We start from the raw sequence: 20,151 nt of genomic DNA, 5'->3' as shown, positions 1-20,151 counted from the left end.
ATTTGTATAGTCGGCATTCATACTATTGACCATACAAAAATCAACCAACAATGGGAAATTCTAAAAAACGATCAGCATACCCACAGCAAACAGAAGAAAAATATGCTATTATTGGAGGGGGACCAGCAGGCTTGTCTGGTGCAAAGGCTTTAAAGGAGTTAGGAATTGCTTTTGATGGTTTTGAAATGGGCAATGATTTTGGAGGCTTGTGGAATATTACCAACCCACGAAGTACCATGTATGAATCTGCGCATTTGATTTCGTCTAAAACAACCACTCAGTTTTTAGATTTCCCCATGCCAGAAGGTACACCTGATTATCCGAGCCATCAATTAATGCGTCAGTATTTTATAGACTATGCTACCCATTTTAAACTATACGATCATTATTATTTTCATACCAAAGTAGAGCGAGTAGAAAAAAATGGAGCGCAATGGGCGATCACATTGAGCAATCCTGAATGGGGAAGCAAGACGTACCAATACAAAGGCGTTATCTTGGCCAATGGAACTTTGTCTGAGCCGAATGTCCCAACATTTAAGGGCAACTACACGGGAGAAATGATGCATTCGGCAGCTTATAAAAAAGCTTCTATATTCAAAGGAAAAAATGTGTTGGTCATTGGGGCGGGTAATAGTGGTTGCGATATCGTAGTAGATGCGGTACATTACGCAGATAAGATAGATATTAGTGTACGTAGAGGGTATTATTTTGTCCCTAAATATGTGTTTGGGAAACCTTCGGATACCATTGGAGGAAAAATCAAGCTTCCTCGTCGGTTAAAACAATCGTTTGATAATAAATTGCTAAAGTGGTTTACAGGAGATCCTGAACGATTTGGGTTTCCAAAACCAACTTATAAGATGTACGAATCTCATCCTGTCGTGAATACCTTGATTTTGCATCACATTGGTCAAGGGGATGTAAAGGTGCAGAAGGATATTGATTATATGAAGAACAAGGAGGTTTATTTTAAAGATGGGCATTCGGAGCAATATGATTTAATTGTGTTGGCAACAGGTTATAAGTTGCATTATCCTTTTATTGATAAAAAACACCTTAACTGGTCGGGAATGGCACCAGAGCTTTACCTTAAGATTTTTCATCCAGAGTATGATAATTTGTTTGTGTTAGGAATGATCGAAGCAACAGGTTTGGGGTGGGAAGGGCGTTATGAGCAAGCTCGTCTAATGGCACATTATATCAAAGGAATGGAAGAGAAAAGTTCTAAAGCTTTGGCGTTTAAAAAGAAGAAGCGTGGCAAACAGCCCGATTTGAGTGGAGGGTACAACTACTTAAAATTAGAACGGATGTCTTTTTATGTCCATAAAGATACCTATAGAAATTTGGTGAATAAAGAAACAAAAGCATTACAAAAAGGATAGAAATTAAAAATGTATGGGGATTGATAGCGTACAAATAACCTTTGATGACAACACACAATTTATATTAAAACTCGTTTTGGGTTTTATTATATTTGGAGTGGCACTTGATATTAAGGTGATCGATTTTAAACGTGTTCTAAAGAATCCCAAAGCAGTGTTAATCGGTTTGAGTTTGCAGTTTGTCGCTTTTCCTGCACTAACGTTTTTAATGATATGGGGAACGAGTCAATTTGCTCCAACAATCTTCTATCCAAGTGTGGCTTTGGGGATGTTACTGCTGGCAGCTTGCCCTGGAGGAAATATGTCTAATTTCTTTACACATTTAGCAAAAGGCAATACAGCTCTATCTGTAAGCATGTCTGCTATTTCTACCATAGCAGCTTTGATAATGACTCCGTTTAATTTTTCTTTTTGGGGTGCCTTACTTCCAAGTACCCATACGTTGTTATCAGAATTGTCTATTGATCCGTTGGATATGTTAATGACCATTACATTGTTGCTGGGCATCCCGTTAACGGTGGGAATGCTCATCGCTCATTATAAAAAAGAGTTGGCAAGCCGTATCAAAAAGCCAATGAAGTATTTTTCTATTCTATTTTTTGTCGTTCTAATCATTGGCGCTTTATTGGCTAATTTTGAAACCTTTATCAACTATATTGGAACATTTGCTATTGTTGTTTTTATACAGAATAGCTTGGCGTTGACATTGGGGTATTGGGGCGCTAAAGGTGCAGGATTAAGTCACGATGATAGTAAAACAGTATCGTTAGAAGTTGGTATTCAAAATTCTGGTTTGGGGCTAATTTTGTTTTTTCAATATTTTGAGCATCTTGGAGGAATGGGAATTATTGTAGCATGGTGGGGCGTATGGCATATGATTTCAGGCTTGACGCTAGCATGGTATTGGCAAAGAAAATCGAGGAAGGAATTGGACGCATTAACTAGATTAAATCAAACAAACTAAATAAGAATAAGATGCAGCGAATACTTATCACAGGGGCTTTGGGCTATCTAGGTCAGATTGTATTAAAGCGTCTTCACAGTGATTTAAAGAAAGGGAACATAGAGGCATTGGTTGCAATGGATGTCAAAGAAGCTAATCCTAAACAACGGTTGAAAGGTGTTGTGTATATTCAAGCAGATATTAGGGACAAAGATCTCTGGAAACATTTGGCGACAACAAAGATTACTAGTGTTATTCACTTGGCTGCAATTATTGATTCTCAAGCTAGTTCTAGAGCATTTCAATACGAAGTAGATGTTTTGGGAACTCAAAATATTTTAGATGCCTGTCTAAAAGTTGGTGCTCAACGAATTGTTATTAGTTCGAGTGGTGCGGCATATGGTTATCATGCCGATAATCCTAGTTGGCTAAAAGAAAGTGATCCCCTTCGAGGCAATGAAATTTTTGCCTATTCTGCTCACAAAAGGCAAGTAGAAGCAATGTTAGCAGAATATAGGCAGCGACACCCCAATTTGGAACAGGTCGTATTTAGGGTTTGTACGATTTTGGGCGCAAGTACTCAAAATTTGATTACCAATCTTTTTGATAAGAAACGAATATTGGGGATCAAGAACCACCTTAGTCCTTATGTCTTCGTATGGGATGAGGATGTAGCAACTTGTATGCACAAAGCTGTTTTTTCTACTCAAACGGGTATTTATAATTTAGCGGGTGATGGAGCTATTACAAATGCTGATTTAGCAAAAATTTTAGGCAAGCCCTATTGGGCAATTCCTGCCCGTTGGTTAAGGTTGGGATTGAAGATGGGGCGTCGATTGGGCTGGACGAAGTATGGTCCCGATCAGATTTTATTCATTCAGTATCGACCCGTTCTAGATAATAGAAAGTTGAAGGAAGAGTTTGGTTATATTCCTCAAAAAACATCGTTAGAAACTTTTTTGTATTACTTGGAGGCTAAAAAAATGCGTAAGGGTAGTATAGATGAAATAAAGGTGCTGTTTCCTAATTCCTAAAAATAGATTTATCTTGTGATGGTATCGAATTATAAATATTGAGAACTGATTAAAAATGAAGCTGCCTAAAACCATTCAATTATTATTACCATTCTTATTATTCAATATCTTTTTTTCTTGTACGGAGCCCAAGAGAGAGGATTTTACATCCATTCAAACGTCTAAAACCAAACAACATATTCGAGTAGCAGGAACAAAAGTATGGGTTGTTGCTCCTGAAGAATATGAGCATGTGGAAGAGTTAGCCCGATATCAGAAGAAAGAAAAGTTGTATTTTCAAGTCATGGAAATGCCCGCTTCTTTTGAAGAAGCAAAAGCTAATCTGTCAAGAGAAGCGATTGAAGCGCAAGGAGCACAAGTAGATGTTTATCAAGAAATAAAGGTCAATAACTACGATGCAATCTACTTTGAAGGTCCGTCTAAATATCCAGGAGAAACCAAACTTGGTATTTGGTTTGGAAATGAAACTGTTGTGGCATCGATGGTGGGCGTATGCAAAAACTCTGATGCAGAAGGCAAGGAGGAGTTGATTCAGATTATAAGAACTGTTTTTTATGACGAAGCGTTTGAATTAGATCCCTTTGAATTAGCGAATTTTACTTTTAATAAAGATAGTTTTGATTTTGAATTCAATACTAAGATAAATACCATGTTTATCTTTAGTCCGAATGGTGCGGCAGATACCATAGAGCATAAGGAAGTTCCAGGAATAACAATTGCTCCATTGCCTTTTATGTCTAAAGATGCCGCTCAAAATTATACCAATGAATTAATTCAGCGTTATGAAACTCAACAGAGAGCGACATTCTTATCTGAAGAAATCACAGAACTTGAATTAGCGGACCAAACTGCCCTAGTACTCAAAGCTACGATAGAAATGGAAGGTCAAGTTTCTTACTTGTATCAAACTATTATTTTGGGGGAAGAATCTTCTTTATTGTTTATAGGAACCTGTGCCAAGGATGTTGAGCCGAATATGAATGCCTTTGAACGTGCTGTTCGTGCTTTGAGGTTTAAAGATGTCAGTTAACAAGAAGAGAAGCTTGGTATTATAGAGGTTTTCGCAAGGCAACACGGGCATCTTCGTACAAAGTGATAGGGTAGTATTGCTCTAACCACTGTTTTTCCTCTAAAGATGCCACTCGATCTTCTTTGTCCCATAAGACAACAGGATAAAGACGAGTATTGATAAACGGAGCATGGTTTTTACTGGCTTTAGCTTCCATAAATACCTTTAAACGTTTTTCTTTTATTAAATAATAATACTCCAATAAAGGCTTGTCATAGTTGGAAAACAGATAAACTTCAGAAAAATTATGTTGTAGGAGTACGTTTGATATTGTTTTTACATTTTGATCTAGTGTTGCACTCCAACGAATGGCATAGTGTACTTCTGTTCGCCAAATGCTAAAAAAGCTTAAACTAAGACCTATTAGGATGAATACAACAGAGGATGTTAGTTTCTGGGTATAATGAGAACCTATTATTCCCAGAGATAGTCCCACCGCAATACTCAAAAAACACCAAACACGATAAGGAGGTTGCGTACCTATCAAAAGGTTCAAGAGGGAAGGAAATAGTAAAAAAAGGATAACCAGTTCTATCGTCCTTTTGATTCGTTGAGCCGTTGCTTTCCACCATATAGAGAGGGTGCAGCAGGTTAACAACAGCCAAAACCAATAGACAGAGGTGCCACGTCCTCCTCCAAAAAGTATCCAATCGGCTACTTTGTCTTGATAAGAGACAAAATGTTCACCTTGGGGGGCTTCAGTAGAAGCAACTGCAATCAGGGTATTAAAACCATTGGTGATTAGAAAGGGAAAGTATAAAAGAGTTGTTACCAAAAGAACACTCAATAAGCTTATTAACCATTTTTTATACTGACCAGATTGGGTGAAAAAATGAATGCCTAAAAATGAATTGATCACCAGCCAAATGTAGGCATAGGTCGGAACGCTGTAAAATCCTAAAATACTAGCAATAATCCATACGCCCCAAAGGTAATTCGAGGAAATCGAAGTGCGTGGAGTGCTTAGTTTTAAACTTGTCCACAACGTCAAAATAGTGAAAAATATCTGAAAGATATATCCTCTTGCGTACATAGAATAGAAGCAAATTGCTGGTGAAAATGCAAACCATGCTAAGGCGATTAATGCCCATTCCCGCTGTCCTAATAAGCTTCGAACCATACCGTAAAAAAGGATGCAGGTAGCTATACCTCCCAAATAAGCAGGAAAACGCAAACAATATTTGGCTTCAAAGGGCAAGTAATCAAACCAACAAGCAATTAAGGTATAGAGAATGTGGTTGTTGTTGGGGCTAATTGCGGAAACAAAAAAGCCATTAGAAATGAAATGGTTATAGGTCCATGCTTCATCGTATTGAAGTTCGTAACGGTATATTTGGAGGATTCCTCGGAGGGAAAAAAGCAATAAAATGGAAAGGAAAAAAAAGGTTTCTTGCTTTTCAAATTGTTGAATCTGGCGATGAAGAATATTTTTGGATTGTCGCCCAAAATAAGCAAAGCTCGTTGCTAAGTATTGTGTTTGAGTATAAAGCCGATAACCAATAAAAGCCCAAAATAGACTTAGTATCAGGACCAAGTATTGCAATAGATGGAAGCGGCTAGGGGGAAATACTTCTTGCTCAAAATAGGTGCGCCAAGACTCTTTGTGCACCATTTTTAGAATAAAACTTGTTAATGTTTCGTAATTCACGATCCACAGACCAAGACACCCTAAAATAACGATGACCGTTATTAATACAATGGAAATGTTTAAGAGTCGTTGGATACGTAAAATGCTGTTGTTCACCTCAAGTTTTTAATAATGGATTTTAGTTCATTAATCTCTGCTTTTAAATCAATTGCTTCACGCCCATTGGTAGGAGGATCCATAAATTGACTATCTGTCAAAATCACTTCTACATTGCCCAATCGTTGTTCTAAATTAGAAATTTGATTTTGTACAGCTTGTAATTGTTCAGCAAGGGCTTTTTGTTGCTTTTCTTGTTCCATTTTTTCTTTGAATGCTTTGTTAGAAGTAGTCAAGGTATAACCAATAACCAGCAACAAACAAAGGGCTAATAATCCAGCTAATACAGGCATAATAGTATGATCAATTGAATAAACAAAATAGTCCGTTTAAGCACGGATTGAATATGAAGAGTGTATCAGTGCAGTAATCTACGAATAAAGTTACGAGTTCATTTTATTTTCTTGATCAATTCGGATTTGTTCTTTTTCGTAAGCTTCAATATCAATAAATCGTTTGTCTTGACTTAATAGGTATTTGATATTGGATAACTCTTCTTTCATTTCCTCATTTTCGGCCATTACGTGTCCCAGTTGTTGCTTTATTTCTGAGGCGCTTTGATTAGAATGAGAATTATGTTTGTATTTTAACTCTTGTAATTTGAGGTAAAAACGAGTTAAGATAAAAACTAAAATAACTGTTGAAACACAAATAAAGAGGGCTATTTCTGCTAGCATAATTATAATTCAAATTTATTTCTTTTATCAATTTCAATTTGTTGCTTCTCGTACGCTTTTAAGTCAATAGCCTGTTTGCTGATTTCTCCACTAAGTAAATATTTGATGTTTCGCAATTCCTCTTTCATTTCCTCATTTTCAGCCATCAAATAGCCAATATCTTTTTTTAGAACATCAACTTGACTCAACTCCTTTTCTTCTGCAAATTCTCGCTTTAGTTTTTTTAGTTTTAGTCGCAAGATCTGAAACAGAAAGAAAAATAAAGTTACAAAAACAGCCCCAAAACCAAAAACAATTGCAAGTTCAATTATGACTTCCATTATGAATTAAATTTATTCTGTTGATCAATTCGGATTTGTTCTTTTTCATAATCTAAGTCAATGCGCTTGGAGTCATTGGTCAATAAATATTCTAGATTTTTAAGCCGTTCTTTGATTTCGTCATTTTCAGCCATCAAATGACCAACTTGTTTGCGCAAATCAGAAACCGCTTCATTGCCACCATTTTGGGTTGCCTTTAGCTTTTCAAGTTTTAATTTATGGGCATTGGATAAGGCAACCAGTGGAATAGAAAAGATCATGATAATGGCAATAATGGGAACAAGAATTTCCATAATATAAATTTGCAAAGATTAAGAAATACAATTAAGATAATAAGATTTAAAGGGATAAAGAACCTTTGGCATCATAATCCAATCTCATTTGCTCTTTTTCATAATCTAAATCAATGCGTTCTCGTTTGTCCTGTCGACTTAGTAAATACTTAATGTTGTGGAGCTCCTCTTTTATTTCTTCATTTTCATGCATTAAGTACTCCATTTGTTGTTGCATATTTTTAGTATTGGCATTGGGTTCTATTAAGTTGTGTTTTTGTCGCAAGCTTTGAAGCTTGATTTTTAGGTAAGCTCCAAGGAAATAAAATCCCATAGGGACACCTATCACGGTAAGCATAAACAGAAAAAACTCGTCCATAGTTGGTTGTTGTTTTAGTGAAAAGAGATGAAGTAATTAAATAAGGTTCGGTGGTTTAGTATTCAAACTTATTGTTATTGTTGTCCAATCTCATTTGCTCTTTCTCGTAATCTATATCAATATAATCTTTTCGATCTGTCATTAGGTATTCCAAATTTCGTATGCGCTCCTTCATTTCTTCATTTTCTGCCATCAAACGACCTAATTGGAGTTTGACTTCTTTAGAATTGGCACCACCACGTTTTTCTTGTTTTAGTTTTTGTTTTTGAAGGTCGAAATAATACCCTCCAATAACCATTATTGCAATTGCTGTCCAGAACATCTGATTCTTTTATTTTTTATGATTTAATATTATAATTATTGCGCCTAGAGCTGTTTTTAATAGCACACATTTGTTAGTTTCATTACTCCGTTGAAAAATCGTATTAGTTTGATTATCAGCAAGATGTATCTTTGTTGGCTTTTGTGCTAAAAGATTGATAATCAAACTAATGCAAGATGCTTTTTTACGTTTTTCGTAAGAAAACTAAAAAATCAACGGAGTATTATTAGTTTAATACTCCATTGATTAACTTTGTTGCTACTGCATGGTTTCAACGAAGTAATGTTAGCTCGTATACTTATATTAACCATTAGAAGAAGTTTCAGAGTTCCTAAAATGAATAAGTAGTTATCTAGAAATCGACTTACGCCCTTAAAAACGCCCCAAACCAATGTCTGGAATCGATAAACGGATGCCATTATTTTTTAGAATGGTTTGCACTATTCTAAATTCTTCCCATAAATCATTTATACGACCTTGTGTGTTCATAAGTTGCCTATATTCTGTAACAATTGGATGGAGCAAGCTGTTTAGTAGGGCAGGGGATAATTGTGTGGTGTTTTGCATCGCAACCAAAGCGTAAAAACGCATTTTGGGGTCTTTTAAATAACCTCCAATCGTTAAGATAGATTTTTGTATTCCTGTAGGCATTTGTGCCAGTAAGGACAAAGCTGCTTTGATAATATCAGGGTTTGAAGACCGAGCATAAGCATCGATATATGCCCAAAAAGGCTCTAATTCTCGGTCGAAAGAGCGCAAACACTTCAAGAAATGCAAACTCACTGTATCCGAGCGATTGTCCATTAATTCAAACCACCGCTTGAACATGTCTTTCCTGGGAGCTCTACGAAAAGATTTGAGTCGACGAATAGTTTCTTTTTCTAAGAGTAGAGGCTTTTTCTTAGAGGCTTGATGGACTATTTTTTTGTAGGAAGCATTGGGGCAATACCAATGCATTAGATCATTAATCCATTCTATTTGTTGAGCTGGCAATTCAGATGGATTGTGCCACAATAGGGCTAATAATTCTTCTAGTTCTGTATTGGGTTGAAGTAAATAAAACAAAGCTTTGCGTAAATCTCTTTTAGCAACAGATAAAAAAACAGTTTGGCAATGTTCTTTGGCATGATGAGGAAATGTTTGAATTAGAAACTCAAGTTGTCGGTCGTATTTGTCCATATTGTACGCTTATGTTCAAAGGAATCATTTATTTATAATACCTGATATTGTAAGTTACAAAAAAAAGCTGATTTCTTGAATGACTTGTTGCTGTGGGTTTTTTAGAGAGTTGATAATCTATTTGTTGTGGGGAGGTTACTCTTACTTGTTTAGAAAGGAAGTGGTGCTGTAAATAATGTCTTAATTTTTGATATTACAGGGCACTTTCTTCTTCTTTCTATGGTTATAATTACATAAAAATACCTATCTTAGGTAATTAGATTTTTATCAAACAAAATAAAAAAACATGAAGCAATTATTCTTCTTATGTGCCTTTGTTATTTTTATGACAATGTCGACACAAAGTAATGCCCAAAAAGTTTGGGAAGCAAGTAGCAAGTACGATGCCGATGTAAAGGTATATGTTGTAGATTCAAAATACGATGCAGATTTAGTCGTTTACAAAGTAGATTCTAAATATGATACCGACAAAGCAGGTCGATGGTTTTTTGTCGATTCAAAGTATGATGCAGACAAAAAAATCTATTTTGTAGATTCAAAATACGATGCTGACCTGAAAATCTATTACGCAAGTTCAAAATACGATGCAGGCTGGCGTGAAAGTGGTAAGAAGCATATCATGCACTAAAAAATAATACAATTATTACATCGCTTCGATTTTGGGCAGTACTATTGGCTAAGAGTTTAATAGGCCTAAATTCGAAGCGATTTTTTATTTTCTTAATAGTTGTAAGTAAGAGGTCAGAAAAAATAACAAGTAAAACATGAAACCTATATTATACTATGCCTTCTTTTCTATACTAATTTTTTCTTGTTCTATAGAAAGTGAAAAATCTGAAAGCAAAAATCAACCAACGGTTCGTGAACGTGTTCAATTGGATACATTAGACAATAGCAATAACGTAAAAAAAGAGGAATCTAAGTTAAAAGAAAAAGCCGAGAAGTTATACCAATCAAAAAAACGATACCGCATAAAATCACTTGATAGTCTTAATGTATTCAAAACACGTTTATTTAGTAGATTGGAAAAATTACACCTGTCTAATAAAATAGACAAAGACTCCTTATTGGAGATTGTCGATAATATCTCTGAAGCTAGAGAAGTTTTTGTTAAAAGTGAACTTCCTGTCAAATATCGCTATAGAGCAAAAATTGCTGAATATATTTTTACAAACACCACTAATGCAAAAAAGGCTTTTAAGTTCATAAAAGAATTGAGTCAAAATAAAAAGATTTGGGTTTTAGTAAGTTATGAGCCTTATGCCTTCTTTTTGGAAGGAAAGAAACTATATTATATCAATACAGGAGGGGAATATATGAGAGGGGGAGAAAAAGAAATAAAACTTTTGATGATGGAACAGTAGAGTTAAGGTCATGTAGCAATAGTTATTATAAAGGACCAATACCATAAATAATGATTAATAGCAAAACTCGATAGGCAATCCAAGAAAGCGTAATACTCCAATGCAACTTTAGTCGTTCTACTCTATCTTTGTGGATTAAAATAATAACCCCAACGATGACCAAAAAGTAAGTCGTATACCACCAAGGGGCATCCCAACCTGTCCACCAAGCCAATAACAAAACAGGCATCAAAAGTAATGCACCAATAAGAGAGACTGTCATCATGTTTCCTAAATAATGAATCAGTCGATTTTTGGTAAGATGCCCAATAACAACTGTTTGAAAGATTAGTTGTCCTGCACTCATAAAAAACTCTCTATAAAAGCCTTGGTCAGGAACAACAGGAACCAACAACTCGCCATAATATCCTAATAAAATAGAGATAAGCAACCAAGCTAGAAAGATATAAAGCCATCGCCACCCTAAATGAGGATTGATGAAATGATCGGCTTCGTATTGAGCAGGAGGAAAAATAACAAGCTTATTTTCTTGAATGAAACGGCTCATGACTAAAAAGCTGTTTACTTGATAATATGATAACGAGCAGCTTTATCTTGTTGATACAATTCCAATGATTGCCCTGTCAGTGCCTGTATCGCATCAGACATTATTTCAACATAAGATTTACTACTAGACTCCCATTCCAATGGAGCTTTGATGTTACGACGAACGGTACCGTTAAAATTGGTATAAATGCGTTGCATAGAACCATCTTTGGCATATTCTAAATTAAAAGAAGCCGTGCTTTGTGCAATATCTAAAAAAGCAACTTCACTAGCTCTAGATGCAGCAGCTATATTGTATTCTCCTGAAGGAATAAAAAACAAGGTTCCTTGGTTGGAGAAGAAAGCATGGGCAAAATCTTTAGTAGGAGTATAGATGTCTTGAAAGGGGACTTCCTCCAAAATTTCTACTGCCAAACCAAGCGCATGGGCAAAAGATTCCAAAGAATTTTTGTGGTTTTTGTTGGTAATGACGACCGAAACATCCAAACTAATAGCAGGGGTAGTTGACATGATATATGAAGTTGTATAAACTATAAAACAAAAACTTGATTTTTCTATCTTGCAGAAGATAAATATACAACAAAATGTTTTCAAAAGCAAGCTTTTGTTTTGTATGGCAGGAAATAGTTCCTATTTATAATAACTTCACGGCAGCAGCTCTTGCTTCTCCTTCTGGAAAGTGTTGTAAGTAAGTCTTAACAAAGGTGTTATCACCAGTTGCCTTGTAATGTTCCTCAGCAGCCTCCCATATATTATAATCGAGCATTTCGGTATCAAATCCATTTTGTAAAGACAAAAGGTAGTGTGCTATTGCCTCTGGATATTTTCCTAGAAAAAAGTAAGCCGCTCCAATTTGATTTTCACAAGTGCCTTTTTCGGATGGTTCCTGTTCCATGATTTTCTCGAAGGCTTTTATACAAGCTTCGTATTGTCCTTTTGCTAGCAATTGACAAGCAAAATTGATGGCAGAATTTTTATCTTCTTTGCTCAATAGCTCTAAAATTTCTGCTTGCATGGCTTGTGCTTCTTTATGCGAAATCCCTTCACCTTGTGCTTTGTTTAAGGTAGCATAAATAGATCTTTGGTTGCCTTCTTCTTTTAGTTCTATGGCATCCTTCTTAGTCTGTTTTTTAAACCAATCTAATAACCCCATTTTTAAATTTTTGTGTTGTGTTTGAGTGAGTCTTCTACCAATTGTTTTTGATAATCAAAATATTGGATGTAGAATCATTGAGATCTAATTTAAAACTAAATTAGCATAAAAGTTATGAAAATGTAAAATTTACGCTAAAAAGTTATGATTGTTATTGGTTTCTAAGATAAAATGGTTGATAACCATAATTTTTAGGTCAAATTCACAAAAGGAGCTAGCATTTTGCAACACATAGTTCTTGTTGTGAATTTGACCTGTCATAAATTTTAAAAAGAGACTAATTATTATTGACATAAACTTGAGTGGAAGAAGCCGCTTGTCGCTCAAAACTCAACCGCCGAATATAAATACCCGAAGGAACAGTTTTTATATTCTGGATACGTTGTCCTTGAAAGTTAAACCATTCTACAAGAATAGGCTTTTGTTCCTCTAATTGATAGGTTACTGTATTGGTGGTTGTCGATGCCGTAACTTTTAGCGTCCAAAGAGATGTTTCTGAATTGTTTAAATCGGTAAGTTCAATTTCTGCTGTTCCAACACCTGCTGTATTTCCAACTGTAAAGTCTACAAAAATAGGAGCAACTTGATTGGGACTCATTGTGAAAGTAGAAAAAACAATTCCTAGAGGGAGGCATTGCTGAGGGTCGCAAGCGACAACAGACCAATCACTGGGTGTGTGGACATTTTTTAGCAATAAACTCATTTGTAAAGGAGAGGCGTTTTTGTTTCTTAACGTTCCTTCTATAGCAACATAGCTATTGGTTCCTGTTGTAAAACAAGTATCTGTGAAATTTAAAGAAAAAGAAGTTTGAGCAGTGATACTTGCTGCTAATCCCAACCCCATTAAGATAATGCAAATCGTTTTCATAAAATTTAGTTTTGATAGATGATTTCTTGGGTGAAGAGTTCTTCTCCAAGTTGAATGGTTAGAAAATAAACGCCCTGTACTAAACTCGTACTCAAATGTGGTCTCATTGTTACGAATTGACGACCAGCAGGAGTGGTCTTGTTCTGCCAAAAGCCAACCTGTTGCCCTATCATATCCACGATTTCTATGCTAACATTAGCAGTAGTAGCTAAATTAAAAGCAACGGTCAAGTTATCCGAAAAAGGATTGGGATAGATATTGATATTAGGGCTAGTAAGGAGCTGAATTGCTTGGGTGGAGGTGGGAGATAAATTTTCATTAAACCCAATCTTATTCGCATTGAGAATTGCTCGATTATACCTGTCGGCAGAATGTCGTTGCACTAAGCCTATGATTTCTAATTGGTCTAGGTTAAAACTATCAGGAACTGTCCAAGTAAATAGTTTGGAGTAGTTGCCAACAGCTACCGAAGTAGGAAGACTACCTTGAGTTCCCCAAGCACCATCAAGGTTGGCTCTAGCTACATGGCGGTGATAATAAGGAAATGTATTGGCGTTTGCTTGGTTATAATTGGCATCAAATTCGTTGGAGATACTATCTTCTGTAATGATGACGTTGATTCGAAGGTCATCGTGCGGGTAGGCAACAAAAAACTCAGCATTTACCTCAACCGTTAATTCGTGGGTTAAAGTATCGTAGGCTTTTTGTAAGAATGTAATTTCTATAGGTTCTATCAAATCTCGATGTTCTTGGTAAGGAGCTTCCAAGTTATTATAAGGACTAAACCACAAACTTTGGGTACTTGGGGATTGGCGGCGATCAATGGTCAAACTTGGCAGTCCCCTCAAACCCATGCCACCCGCTACTATATTTCCATCTGTATAGGACATAATGTCACCATTATGAATAGCTGTGACAATAAGATCAGGGTTTCGATCTGAAAAAGCAATGGTCGAGTCCAGTCCTTCTGGACAAGAGGTACACCAAGTCGCTGTATGTTCTTCTAATACTACTCGTTTTTTGGGAAGGTAAGGAAGGACTTCTATTGTTTTAGTAATACTATCATTGGATAAATTTAAATCAGGAGAACCATTAGGTGCTGAAATCCAAATCTTTAATGTATGTGTTCCAGTTGTATAAATTCCTATAGAGTCACTAAATAAAAAATCATTGCTACTTAAAGGATCGTATGTTAAACCAGTAAGTGTTTCAGAGTTAATTGTACCGTTATCGACTTGCCAATGGATATTTATAGAGTTAATTACATCGCTTCCTAAATTTTTAATTTTTCCTTTTACAGGACTTTTGCCAACGGCCATGTATTGATAAGGAAAAACATGATTTAGTTCTAAGTCATGTGTCGGTGGTTCGTAAATATGGATGTTATCAATAGCTCCACCTCCTTGATCGTATGTAAAGTTGAAATCCCTTGCTCTAAAGCCAATATATACTTTAGGTAGACCAGCCCAATTTGTTAGATCGATTTGAAAAGAACGCCACCCATCTATAGAATAAATTCCTTTCACATAATTCCAATTGATAGAGTCTGTACTAACAACGACGTCCATGTAAAATCTCCTATCCGAAGCCACCCAAGTATCAAATTCTAAAAATACGCTACTATAGTTACTTAAATCTAAACTAGGCGTATGCAAAAAATCGTCTACATTGTTAGGCGTTCCATTTACGCCATCGTGTTTGGCATCATTAATAGCTGCTACACACCCACTATGTGGGGGAATAGCTACGGTATTCCCAGATAAAGCACTGGGAGTGCCAAATTCAAACCCTACGCCTCCCAAATGTTCAATAGTTCCCCAGCCACTTGGCAGTGTACAAGCATCAAAACCTTCAAATAAAATCGTATTGCCAACAAATGCAGGCTCAAAAACAACTATATCGTCAATTGCCACGCCACTAGCATAAAAACCGTTATCATCGTGTTTAAAAGCAAGGTACACGGTAGATGCTCCAGCATATTGCATCAAATTAACTTGATAGGTTTTCCATGCAGGATTCGTTGCAATGTCTTGAAGTGTATTCCAAGTGGTTCCATCTGTACTCACTAAAATACTTCCCTTTGAGTTATAACTTCCATTAATGAAGGTAGAAAAAGTCAATTGGGGCATTGAGGCTGCGCTCAAATCAATCGCAGGGCTAATGAGTAAATCATTACTCATATCACAGTTACAAGCATCGTCATTAGAAACGGCAAAGTTGGAATGTGGAGGAATTTGAAAATTGGTGCTGGATAGAGAAGTGTAAATCCCGACTTGCCAACCAGTAGAGCTTATTGCCTGTTGTCTAGACCAGCCTGTTGGCAAGGTGCCACTTTCAAAGTCCTCAGAAAAAAGAATGGTTTGAGCTTGTAAAGATAAAAAACTGCCCACCCAAAAATAAATTAAAAAGTTAAGCTTCATGATTATAATAGATTTTGAGACTAAAAAATCGTAGTGTAAAAATTAGGAAATCATTCCTTCTTGTTTAGTCGGATACGACAGAACAAGATTCTGGTGGGGAGAAAATATTTTACTAGTAGAATTAACTTTTAGTGTACGCGATAGCACTGCTGATAGATCATATGCCTGCGTTTTATTCAAAAGTAGATGATGGACATATGGAATAAAAGTACATATTATTTTGTTGGTAGATATGTTTTGAGTGCTATGTGTTTGATTGGTAGGTTTTTATGAGTTTATTTGTAGGTCTGTTTTAGATATAGTGGTAATCCCGCTATTTAGGTAATATTTCATCATGGATAAAAAACTATACCTCAAAGTTGTCATCATCTAATAATAAAAGATTATGGTTGATGGCTTGGGAAGAAGAAGGTAAAATGTGAATGATACGATTGATTTTGGGTTGAATAAACCAAATACCTATGGGAAGAAAATACAAGAGAAAGAATGTTATAATACATTCCTTAAAGTAGACTTGTCGCTGTAATTCAGCGGTCTTTATTGTTTTAGCTACAAAAAAAATAGTGTGCAAAATACCATATAGAGCACACAAGTGAAATGGAAGGATATATAGAAATATTTTGATGGGATGGTGTTCAAAAGAAGGGGCAAAGAAGGAAATACCCGTCAATTGAAATAAGACACCTTCCAAGTATAAACCATAAGCAATAGGAATAAAAATAAAGAATTGGAATCGTTTGATATTCAATCTTAACTCTATAGGAATGGAACGTTGCAAAAGAATACCAACCGTTCGAAACCAAAGCATCAAGCTTGATAAAAAATAAAGAACTATAAAAGGACTGATATAGGTAATGTGATAATCTAACATTTGTCGGTTAAGGAAAGGAGGACTTCCTACAAGAAACCGAAAGGAAAGGAAATGAATGCTGCAAGGGATAACAAATAGAATGAAGAAGATTTGCCAATGTTTGGCTTTTGTAAGATGAATAAACATAGATTAGTTGGGGTGTAAGTTGTTTGAACAATGACTTTGTATATTTAAAAGGCCATTTACCAATAAGTAAATGACCTCTTTAAGTAATTGTTATGAGCAAAATTTTATTCTGAAATAAGTTCAAAATGATTCAAAGCCCGCACTTCTTTTTCCTTTTCGGGGGTCAAATCAATTGTTGTAACTGTAATATTTCGACTAGCAGCATTGATCTTAAAATCCTCAATGATTTCTATCACATCATGGTGAATAAAATAGGTGTTGCTAGCATCAATTTCTAGGTGCGTTCCGTTTGGAATCTGCGCTAAAGTACCCTGAATAGAGGCTTTATTTAAGAATGTTACATCTTCTGACAGAACCAAACGAATATTAGAACCTTTGCCTTGTTCAACGCGAGTAGCTACTCTATAATTGTTGCGCAAGATAATGAAAATGGCAACAGCCATTCCGATTCCAATTCCAACCAATAAGTTGGTAAATAAAATACCTAAAATCGTAGCAACAAAAGGAATAAATTGACTTAATCCTTGCTTATACATTTTCATAAATAAAGAAGGTTTGGCTAATTTGAAACCAACGACCATCAAAATAGCAGCTAAGGTTGCTAATGGGATTAGGTTGAGTATGTTAGGAATAATGATAATACTCAATAAGATTAACACACCATGTATGACAGCAGAAGCTTTGGTTTTCCCACCTGATTGTTGATTGACAGAACTTCTAACGATAACTTGTGTAATCGGAATTCCACCAATCAAACCACAAACAATATTACCAACCCCTTGTGCTTTTAACTCTCGGTTAACAGGCGTAACACGTTTTAAGGTATCTTGTTTGTCAGAAGCTTCTGTACAAAGAAGTGTTTCCAAACTACCAACAACAGCCAAAATAATTGCAATGACATATATTCTGGGATTGGTCAAGGCACTAAAATCTGGAAAAGCAAAGTTGCTAAGAAATTCATTGGCGTTGCTAGCAACAGGTATATTAACCAAATGATCGCTACTAATTGCCCATTCAGGGTTGGAGGCAAATGCAACGTTTAGCAATACTCCTAAAACAACGACGACCAAAGGTCCTTGAATTAATTTGGTCACTTGATTTTTTTTGAAAAATGGTGTTTCCCAAAGGATTAATAGAGCCAAAGAAATCACAGAAATTACAATGATGCTGAAACTCATATAGTTGAGCATATTAATCAATTCTGAAAAAGTATTCTGACCATCAGCTTGAGAAAAACCCCAATCGGCTTCGTTGACAGGATCATAGCCAACAGCATGAGGAATTTGTTTTAGAAAGATGAGAATCCCAATTCCTGCCAACATTCCATGTATAACTGAAGAAGGGAAATAGTAGGCAATAACTCCTGCTTTGGCATATCCCATAATCAACTGAAGAATACCAGCTAAAACAACAGCCACCAAAAATATGTTAAAGCTGCCCAATTCTGTAATGGCACTTAAGACAATCACTGCCAAACCAGCAGCGGGTCCACTTACTCCAAGAGGAGAACCACTTAAGGCTCCTACTACAATTCCTCCGACAATTCCACTAATCAATCCCGAATAAAGTGGGGCGCCAGAAGCCAATGCAATTCCTAGACACAAAGGCATTGCGACTAAAAATACAATAATACTGGCTGGAAAATCGTGTTTGAAGTTTTTGAATGGGCTTAAATCATTTCCTTGTTGAGGAACTCCTTGTTGAGGATTTTCTGCTTGAGGAAAGTCATCTAATAAATTATCTGTAGATTTCATTTTATTTATAACTTGAATAAAGTATTGATACTTAAAACAAAAGAACAATACATTTCGGGGTATTGTGTTTTGAAGGCAAATTCAATACAGTTTTTTATATTGATAGAAATGCCGTTGATCGAACGGCATCTTTATATTTAATGGTAGTGTTAAGAACGGTTTGTCTAAGGGAATTAGCCGTACTCAACTAGGTTGTTGCTATTAAATCAATAGTCATTCATAGACTATAAGTCATAGAAGAATAAAGCAAAAATATATTAAATGATAATTTAATGTATTTGCATTTGATTGATTTTTGGTTATCCAACCTGTTCAGGAGGAGGGAGGAGAATTTCTAAGAAGAATTCTCTAATATAATGTGATTGACAAAGTAAATTGGTGGCTACCCGTAAATGGACAGCTATATTATTAATGGCGAGATAAGTTGCGTGTTTAGGCGTCAAAAACTCAGATTCTTTTTTTTGTTCTTCTTTTAATTCCTCTTTCTCTTCAACGTCATCATCCTCCAAAGATTCACACAGTTCGTATTCTGTCTCGACTAAATTGAAGACAACTTCAATTGTAGGTTGTGCAACAAAAAAAAAGGCAATAGTACATATGGTGATATACCGAAGTAAATCATATAAGTTGAATTTATTGTCTATAGCCCAAGGTTTTATCATTCCTTTAGTATGTCTTAATTTTTTTTAGTGATAGTAATGCTATCTAATATACTAGTTTTATTAAGATTTGTTCCGAAGAACTAGTTTTTTTTTTGAAAAAAAATGATTTTAACTCTTTTTAACTTTATAAACAATTTCTTTTATTTTAGTACTTCACAAAGTTATATGGATAGGCGAGAAATCGCCACATTTGAGCTATATTATTTCTTTGAGTTGTCTTTCATTTTTTTGTAAAAATTGAATTCAATTGATTGTTAGAAAAATGATCGTAAACTTGTTACCTTGTAAAGGTTTGGGGTTATCATAAAAAAAATGACGATTTGTATAGAACCTCCAAAATCTTAGACGATATACTTTAAACCTAAAAACATGAAAATTATACTTTTCCGACTAACTAAGTACTTGCTCATTTTCTTGGTAGTTTGCCTCGTTTTTGTTCTCAACTATATTTTCTTTGCTTGGTTTTTATCTAGATTGACCACAACACCCAAGGACTATAAATGTGATAAACCATACACGGTTTATGCTACTAGCAATGGCGTTCACATGGATTTAATCTTCCACAAAAGTTTACTAGACGAGGCTTTTTTAGTTCAGTTACAACCAATAGAAGGCGATTATATTGCCATAGGGTGGGGTGACAAAGGATTTTATTTACATACACCAAGTTGGGCTGAGTTAAAGATTAGTACAGCAATTGCAGCAGGTTTTTTGCCTAGTAAAACGCTGATGCATTTGACCCACTACAAGTACCTCAATTCAAAATGGAAATCTATCGAACTGTGTGACGAGCAATTAGCAGCCATGAAAAAATTTGTTTATGAATCGTTTAAATACGACAAAAAAGGAACGATCCAGATATTAGAAGGAACGGGCTATCGAGACAATGACTTTTTTTACGAAGCCAAAGGAAACTATACTTGTCTATATACCTGCAATATTTGGGTCAACCAAGCCTTAAAAAAGGCATCTGTAAAGACAGCAATTTGGTCGCCTTTTGATCGAGGAATTTTACGCCACTTATCTAAATAACAATAGTTTGTTGAAACCACGGAGTAGCAGC

At 35.5% G+C, this 20,151-nt stretch carries 23 protein-coding genes; 7 read left to right on the top strand and 16 right to left on the bottom strand.

Annotation, left to right across the window (positions count from 1 at the left end; all coding sequences use genetic code 11):
* Positions 1–50 precede the first annotated feature (50 nt).
* From CG11_RS07270 to CG11_RS07255, 4 genes are read left to right on the top strand one after another with little or no spacing between them, the layout of a single operon-like run.
* On the top strand, positions 51–1,385 hold the full coding sequence (locus CG11_RS07270; protein ID WP_052594625.1) for an NAD(P)/FAD-dependent oxidoreductase: 1,335 nt from the start codon (positions 51–53) through the stop codon (positions 1,383–1,385).
* A gap of 13 nt (positions 1,386–1,398) precedes the next feature.
* On the top strand, positions 1,399–2,349 hold the full coding sequence (locus CG11_RS07265; RefSeq protein ID WP_052594624.1) for a bile acid:sodium symporter family protein: 951 nt from the start codon (positions 1,399–1,401) through the stop codon (positions 2,347–2,349).
* A gap of 11 nt (positions 2,350–2,360) precedes the next feature.
* On the top strand, positions 2,361–3,362 hold the full coding sequence (locus tag CG11_RS07260) for an SDR family oxidoreductase (protein WP_052594622.1): 1,002 nt from the start codon (positions 2,361–2,363) through the stop codon (positions 3,360–3,362).
* 55 nt (positions 3,363–3,417) lie between these two features.
* Positions 3,418–4,392, top strand: coding sequence for a hypothetical protein (locus tag CG11_RS07255; RefSeq protein WP_052594620.1), 975 nt, complete (start codon positions 3,418–3,420; stop codon positions 4,390–4,392).
* Positions 4,393–4,411: 19 nt separating this feature from the next.
* Here the strand turns inward: CG11_RS07255 and CG11_RS07250 are convergent, their stop codons facing one another.
* The 8 genes from CG11_RS07250 to CG11_RS07215 all read right to left on the bottom strand — a co-directional run bounded on the left by CG11_RS07250 (position 4,412) and on the right by CG11_RS07215 (position 9,324).
* Complete coding sequence (locus tag CG11_RS07250) at positions 4,412–6,175, bottom strand: hypothetical protein (protein WP_156039689.1); 1,764 nt, start codon at positions 6,173–6,175, stop codon at positions 4,412–4,414.
* A complete protein-coding gene (locus CG11_RS07245) occupies positions 6,172–6,468 on the bottom strand; it encodes a hypothetical protein (protein ID WP_052594616.1) in 297 nt (98 codons plus the stop codon). The genes CG11_RS07250 and CG11_RS07245 overlap by 4 nt, the downstream gene beginning before the upstream one ends.
* Positions 6,469–6,558: 90 nt before the next feature.
* Positions 6,559–6,852, bottom strand: a complete 294-nt coding sequence (locus CG11_RS07240) for a hypothetical protein (RefSeq protein WP_052594614.1) — start codon at positions 6,850–6,852, stop codon at positions 6,559–6,561.
* Between the two features lie 2 nt (positions 6,853–6,854).
* Complete coding sequence (locus CG11_RS07235; protein ID WP_052594612.1) at positions 6,855–7,172, bottom strand: hypothetical protein; 318 nt, start codon at positions 7,170–7,172, stop codon at positions 6,855–6,857.
* Complete coding sequence (locus CG11_RS07230; protein WP_052594609.1) at positions 7,172–7,465, bottom strand: hypothetical protein; 294 nt, start codon at positions 7,463–7,465, stop codon at positions 7,172–7,174. Before CG11_RS07230 ends, CG11_RS07235 begins: the two co-directional genes overlap by 1 nt.
* Before the next feature lie 46 nt (positions 7,466–7,511).
* Positions 7,512–7,823 (bottom strand): hypothetical protein, encoded by a 312-nt coding sequence (locus tag CG11_RS07225; RefSeq protein ID WP_052594607.1) that lies wholly within the window; start codon positions 7,821–7,823, stop codon positions 7,512–7,514.
* Between the two features lie 55 nt (positions 7,824–7,878).
* A complete protein-coding gene (locus CG11_RS07220) occupies positions 7,879–8,145 on the bottom strand; it encodes a hypothetical protein (RefSeq protein WP_052594605.1) in 267 nt (88 codons plus the stop codon).
* A gap of 372 nt (positions 8,146–8,517) precedes the next feature.
* Complete coding sequence (locus CG11_RS07215) at positions 8,518–9,324, bottom strand: hypothetical protein (RefSeq protein WP_052594603.1); 807 nt, start codon at positions 9,322–9,324, stop codon at positions 8,518–8,520.
* A gap of 286 nt (positions 9,325–9,610) precedes the next feature.
* Here CG11_RS07215 and CG11_RS07210 point away from each other — a divergent pair, with 286 nt between their 5' ends.
* Both CG11_RS07210 and CG11_RS07205 read left to right on the top strand, forming a co-directional pair.
* Entirely contained in the window at positions 9,611–9,952 is a 342-nt protein-coding gene (locus tag CG11_RS07210; protein ID WP_052594601.1) for a DUF6150 family protein, read from the top strand.
* 136 nt (positions 9,953–10,088) lie between these two features.
* A complete protein-coding gene (locus CG11_RS07205; protein ID WP_052594599.1) occupies positions 10,089–10,688 on the top strand; it encodes a hypothetical protein in 600 nt (199 codons plus the stop codon).
* A 25-nt stretch (positions 10,689–10,713) separates the two neighbouring features.
* Here the strand turns inward: CG11_RS07205 and CG11_RS07200 are convergent, their stop codons facing one another.
* The 8 genes from CG11_RS07200 to CG11_RS07165 form a co-directional block, all read right to left on the bottom strand.
* The gene (locus CG11_RS07200) at positions 10,714–11,235 is read right to left on the bottom strand and encodes a hypothetical protein (RefSeq protein ID WP_052594597.1); all 522 of its coding nucleotides are present in this window, start codon (positions 11,233–11,235) and stop codon (positions 10,714–10,716) included.
* A gap of 14 nt (positions 11,236–11,249) precedes the next feature.
* On the bottom strand, positions 11,250–11,744 hold the full coding sequence (locus CG11_RS07195; protein ID WP_052594595.1) for a hypothetical protein: 495 nt from the start codon (positions 11,742–11,744) through the stop codon (positions 11,250–11,252).
* A 124-nt stretch (positions 11,745–11,868) separates the two neighbouring features.
* A complete protein-coding gene (locus CG11_RS07190) occupies positions 11,869–12,387 on the bottom strand; it encodes a hypothetical protein (protein WP_052594593.1) in 519 nt (172 codons plus the stop codon).
* A gap of 277 nt (positions 12,388–12,664) precedes the next feature.
* Positions 12,665–13,255, bottom strand: coding sequence for a hypothetical protein (locus tag CG11_RS07185; RefSeq protein ID WP_052594591.1), 591 nt, complete (start codon positions 13,253–13,255; stop codon positions 12,665–12,667).
* Positions 13,256–13,260: 5 nt separating this feature from the next.
* Entirely contained in the window at positions 13,261–15,675 is a 2,415-nt protein-coding gene (locus CG11_RS07180; protein WP_052594589.1) for a choice-of-anchor J domain-containing protein, read from the bottom strand.
* A 346-nt stretch (positions 15,676–16,021) separates the two neighbouring features.
* On the bottom strand, positions 16,022–16,672 hold the full coding sequence (locus CG11_RS07175) for a hypothetical protein (protein ID WP_052594588.1): 651 nt from the start codon (positions 16,670–16,672) through the stop codon (positions 16,022–16,024).
* Between the two features lie 104 nt (positions 16,673–16,776).
* Entirely contained in the window at positions 16,777–18,426 is a 1,650-nt protein-coding gene (locus tag CG11_RS07170; RefSeq protein WP_081909489.1) for a SulP family inorganic anion transporter, read from the bottom strand.
* A 299-nt stretch (positions 18,427–18,725) separates the two neighbouring features.
* Positions 18,726–19,088: a hypothetical protein gene (locus CG11_RS07165; RefSeq protein WP_052594585.1), complete on the bottom strand. Its 363-nt coding sequence runs from the start codon at positions 19,086–19,088 to the stop codon at positions 18,726–18,728.
* A 369-nt stretch (positions 19,089–19,457) separates the two neighbouring features.
* Between CG11_RS07165 and CG11_RS07160 the strand changes: the two genes are divergently transcribed.
* Positions 19,458–20,120: a DUF2459 domain-containing protein gene (locus tag CG11_RS07160; RefSeq protein WP_052594583.1), complete on the top strand. Its 663-nt coding sequence runs from the start codon at positions 19,458–19,460 to the stop codon at positions 20,118–20,120.
* The last annotated feature ends 31 nt before the right edge of the window (positions 20,121–20,151 follow it).

Origin of the sequence: Aureispira sp. CCB-QB1 (assembly GCF_000724545.1) — a bacterium.
Classification (GTDB): Bacteria; Bacteroidota; Bacteroidia; order Chitinophagales; family Saprospiraceae; genus Aureispira.
Note: the sequence above shows the minus strand (reverse complement) of the source record. Positions and strands in the feature narration are given on the sequence as shown.

What these genes read in the sequence shown, in the direction of transcription:
- CG11_RS07270 (WP_052594625.1), top strand. Translation starts at nt 51, where the DNA reads ATGGGAAATTCTAAAAAACGATCAGCATACCCACAGCAAACAGAAGAA.
- CG11_RS07265 (WP_052594624.1), top strand. Translation starts at nt 1,399, where the DNA reads ATGGGGATTGATAGCGTACAAATAACCTTTGATGACAACACACAATTT.
- CG11_RS07260 (WP_052594622.1), top strand. Translation starts at nt 2,361, where the DNA reads ATGCAGCGAATACTTATCACAGGGGCTTTGGGCTATCTAGGTCAGATT.
- CG11_RS07255 (WP_052594620.1), top strand. Translation starts at nt 3,418, where the DNA reads ATGAAGCTGCCTAAAACCATTCAATTATTATTACCATTCTTATTATTC.
- CG11_RS07245 (WP_052594616.1), bottom strand. Translation starts at nt 6,468, where the DNA reads ATGCCTGTATTAGCTGGATTATTAGCCCTTTGTTTGTTGCTGGTTATT.
- CG11_RS07240 (WP_052594614.1), bottom strand. Translation starts at nt 6,852, where the DNA reads ATGCTAGCAGAAATAGCCCTCTTTATTTGTGTTTCAACAGTTATTTTA.
- CG11_RS07235 (WP_052594612.1), bottom strand. Translation starts at nt 7,172, where the DNA reads ATGGAAGTCATAATTGAACTTGCAATTGTTTTTGGTTTTGGGGCTGTT.
- CG11_RS07230 (WP_052594609.1), bottom strand. Translation starts at nt 7,465, where the DNA reads ATGGAAATTCTTGTTCCCATTATTGCCATTATCATGATCTTTTCTATT.
- CG11_RS07225 (WP_052594607.1), bottom strand. Translation starts at nt 7,823, where the DNA reads ATGGACGAGTTTTTTCTGTTTATGCTTACCGTGATAGGTGTCCCTATG.
- CG11_RS07220 (WP_052594605.1), bottom strand. Translation starts at nt 8,145, where the DNA reads ATGTTCTGGACAGCAATTGCAATAATGGTTATTGGAGGGTATTATTTC.
- CG11_RS07215 (WP_052594603.1), bottom strand. Translation starts at nt 9,324, where the DNA reads ATGGACAAATACGACCGACAACTTGAGTTTCTAATTCAAACATTTCCT.
- CG11_RS07210 (WP_052594601.1), top strand. Translation starts at nt 9,611, where the DNA reads ATGAAGCAATTATTCTTCTTATGTGCCTTTGTTATTTTTATGACAATG.
- CG11_RS07205 (WP_052594599.1), top strand. Translation starts at nt 10,089, where the DNA reads ATGAAACCTATATTATACTATGCCTTCTTTTCTATACTAATTTTTTCT.
- CG11_RS07200 (WP_052594597.1), bottom strand. Translation starts at nt 11,235, where the DNA reads ATGAGCCGTTTCATTCAAGAAAATAAGCTTGTTATTTTTCCTCCTGCT.
- CG11_RS07195 (WP_052594595.1), bottom strand. Translation starts at nt 11,744, where the DNA reads ATGTCAACTACCCCTGCTATTAGTTTGGATGTTTCGGTCGTCATTACC.
- CG11_RS07190 (WP_052594593.1), bottom strand. Translation starts at nt 12,387, where the DNA reads ATGGGGTTATTAGATTGGTTTAAAAAACAGACTAAGAAGGATGCCATA.
- CG11_RS07185 (WP_052594591.1), bottom strand. Translation starts at nt 13,255, where the DNA reads ATGAAAACGATTTGCATTATCTTAATGGGGTTGGGATTAGCAGCAAGT.
- CG11_RS07180 (WP_052594589.1), bottom strand. Translation starts at nt 15,675, where the DNA reads ATGAAGCTTAACTTTTTAATTTATTTTTGGGTGGGCAGTTTTTTATCT.
- CG11_RS07175 (WP_052594588.1), bottom strand. Translation starts at nt 16,672, where the DNA reads ATGTTTATTCATCTTACAAAAGCCAAACATTGGCAAATCTTCTTCATT.
- CG11_RS07170 (WP_081909489.1), bottom strand. Translation starts at nt 18,426, where the DNA reads ATGAAATCTACAGATAATTTATTAGATGACTTTCCTCAAGCAGAAAAT.
- CG11_RS07165 (WP_052594585.1), bottom strand. Translation starts at nt 19,088, where the DNA reads ATGATAAAACCTTGGGCTATAGACAATAAATTCAACTTATATGATTTA.
- CG11_RS07160 (WP_052594583.1), top strand. Translation starts at nt 19,458, where the DNA reads ATGAAAATTATACTTTTCCGACTAACTAAGTACTTGCTCATTTTCTTG.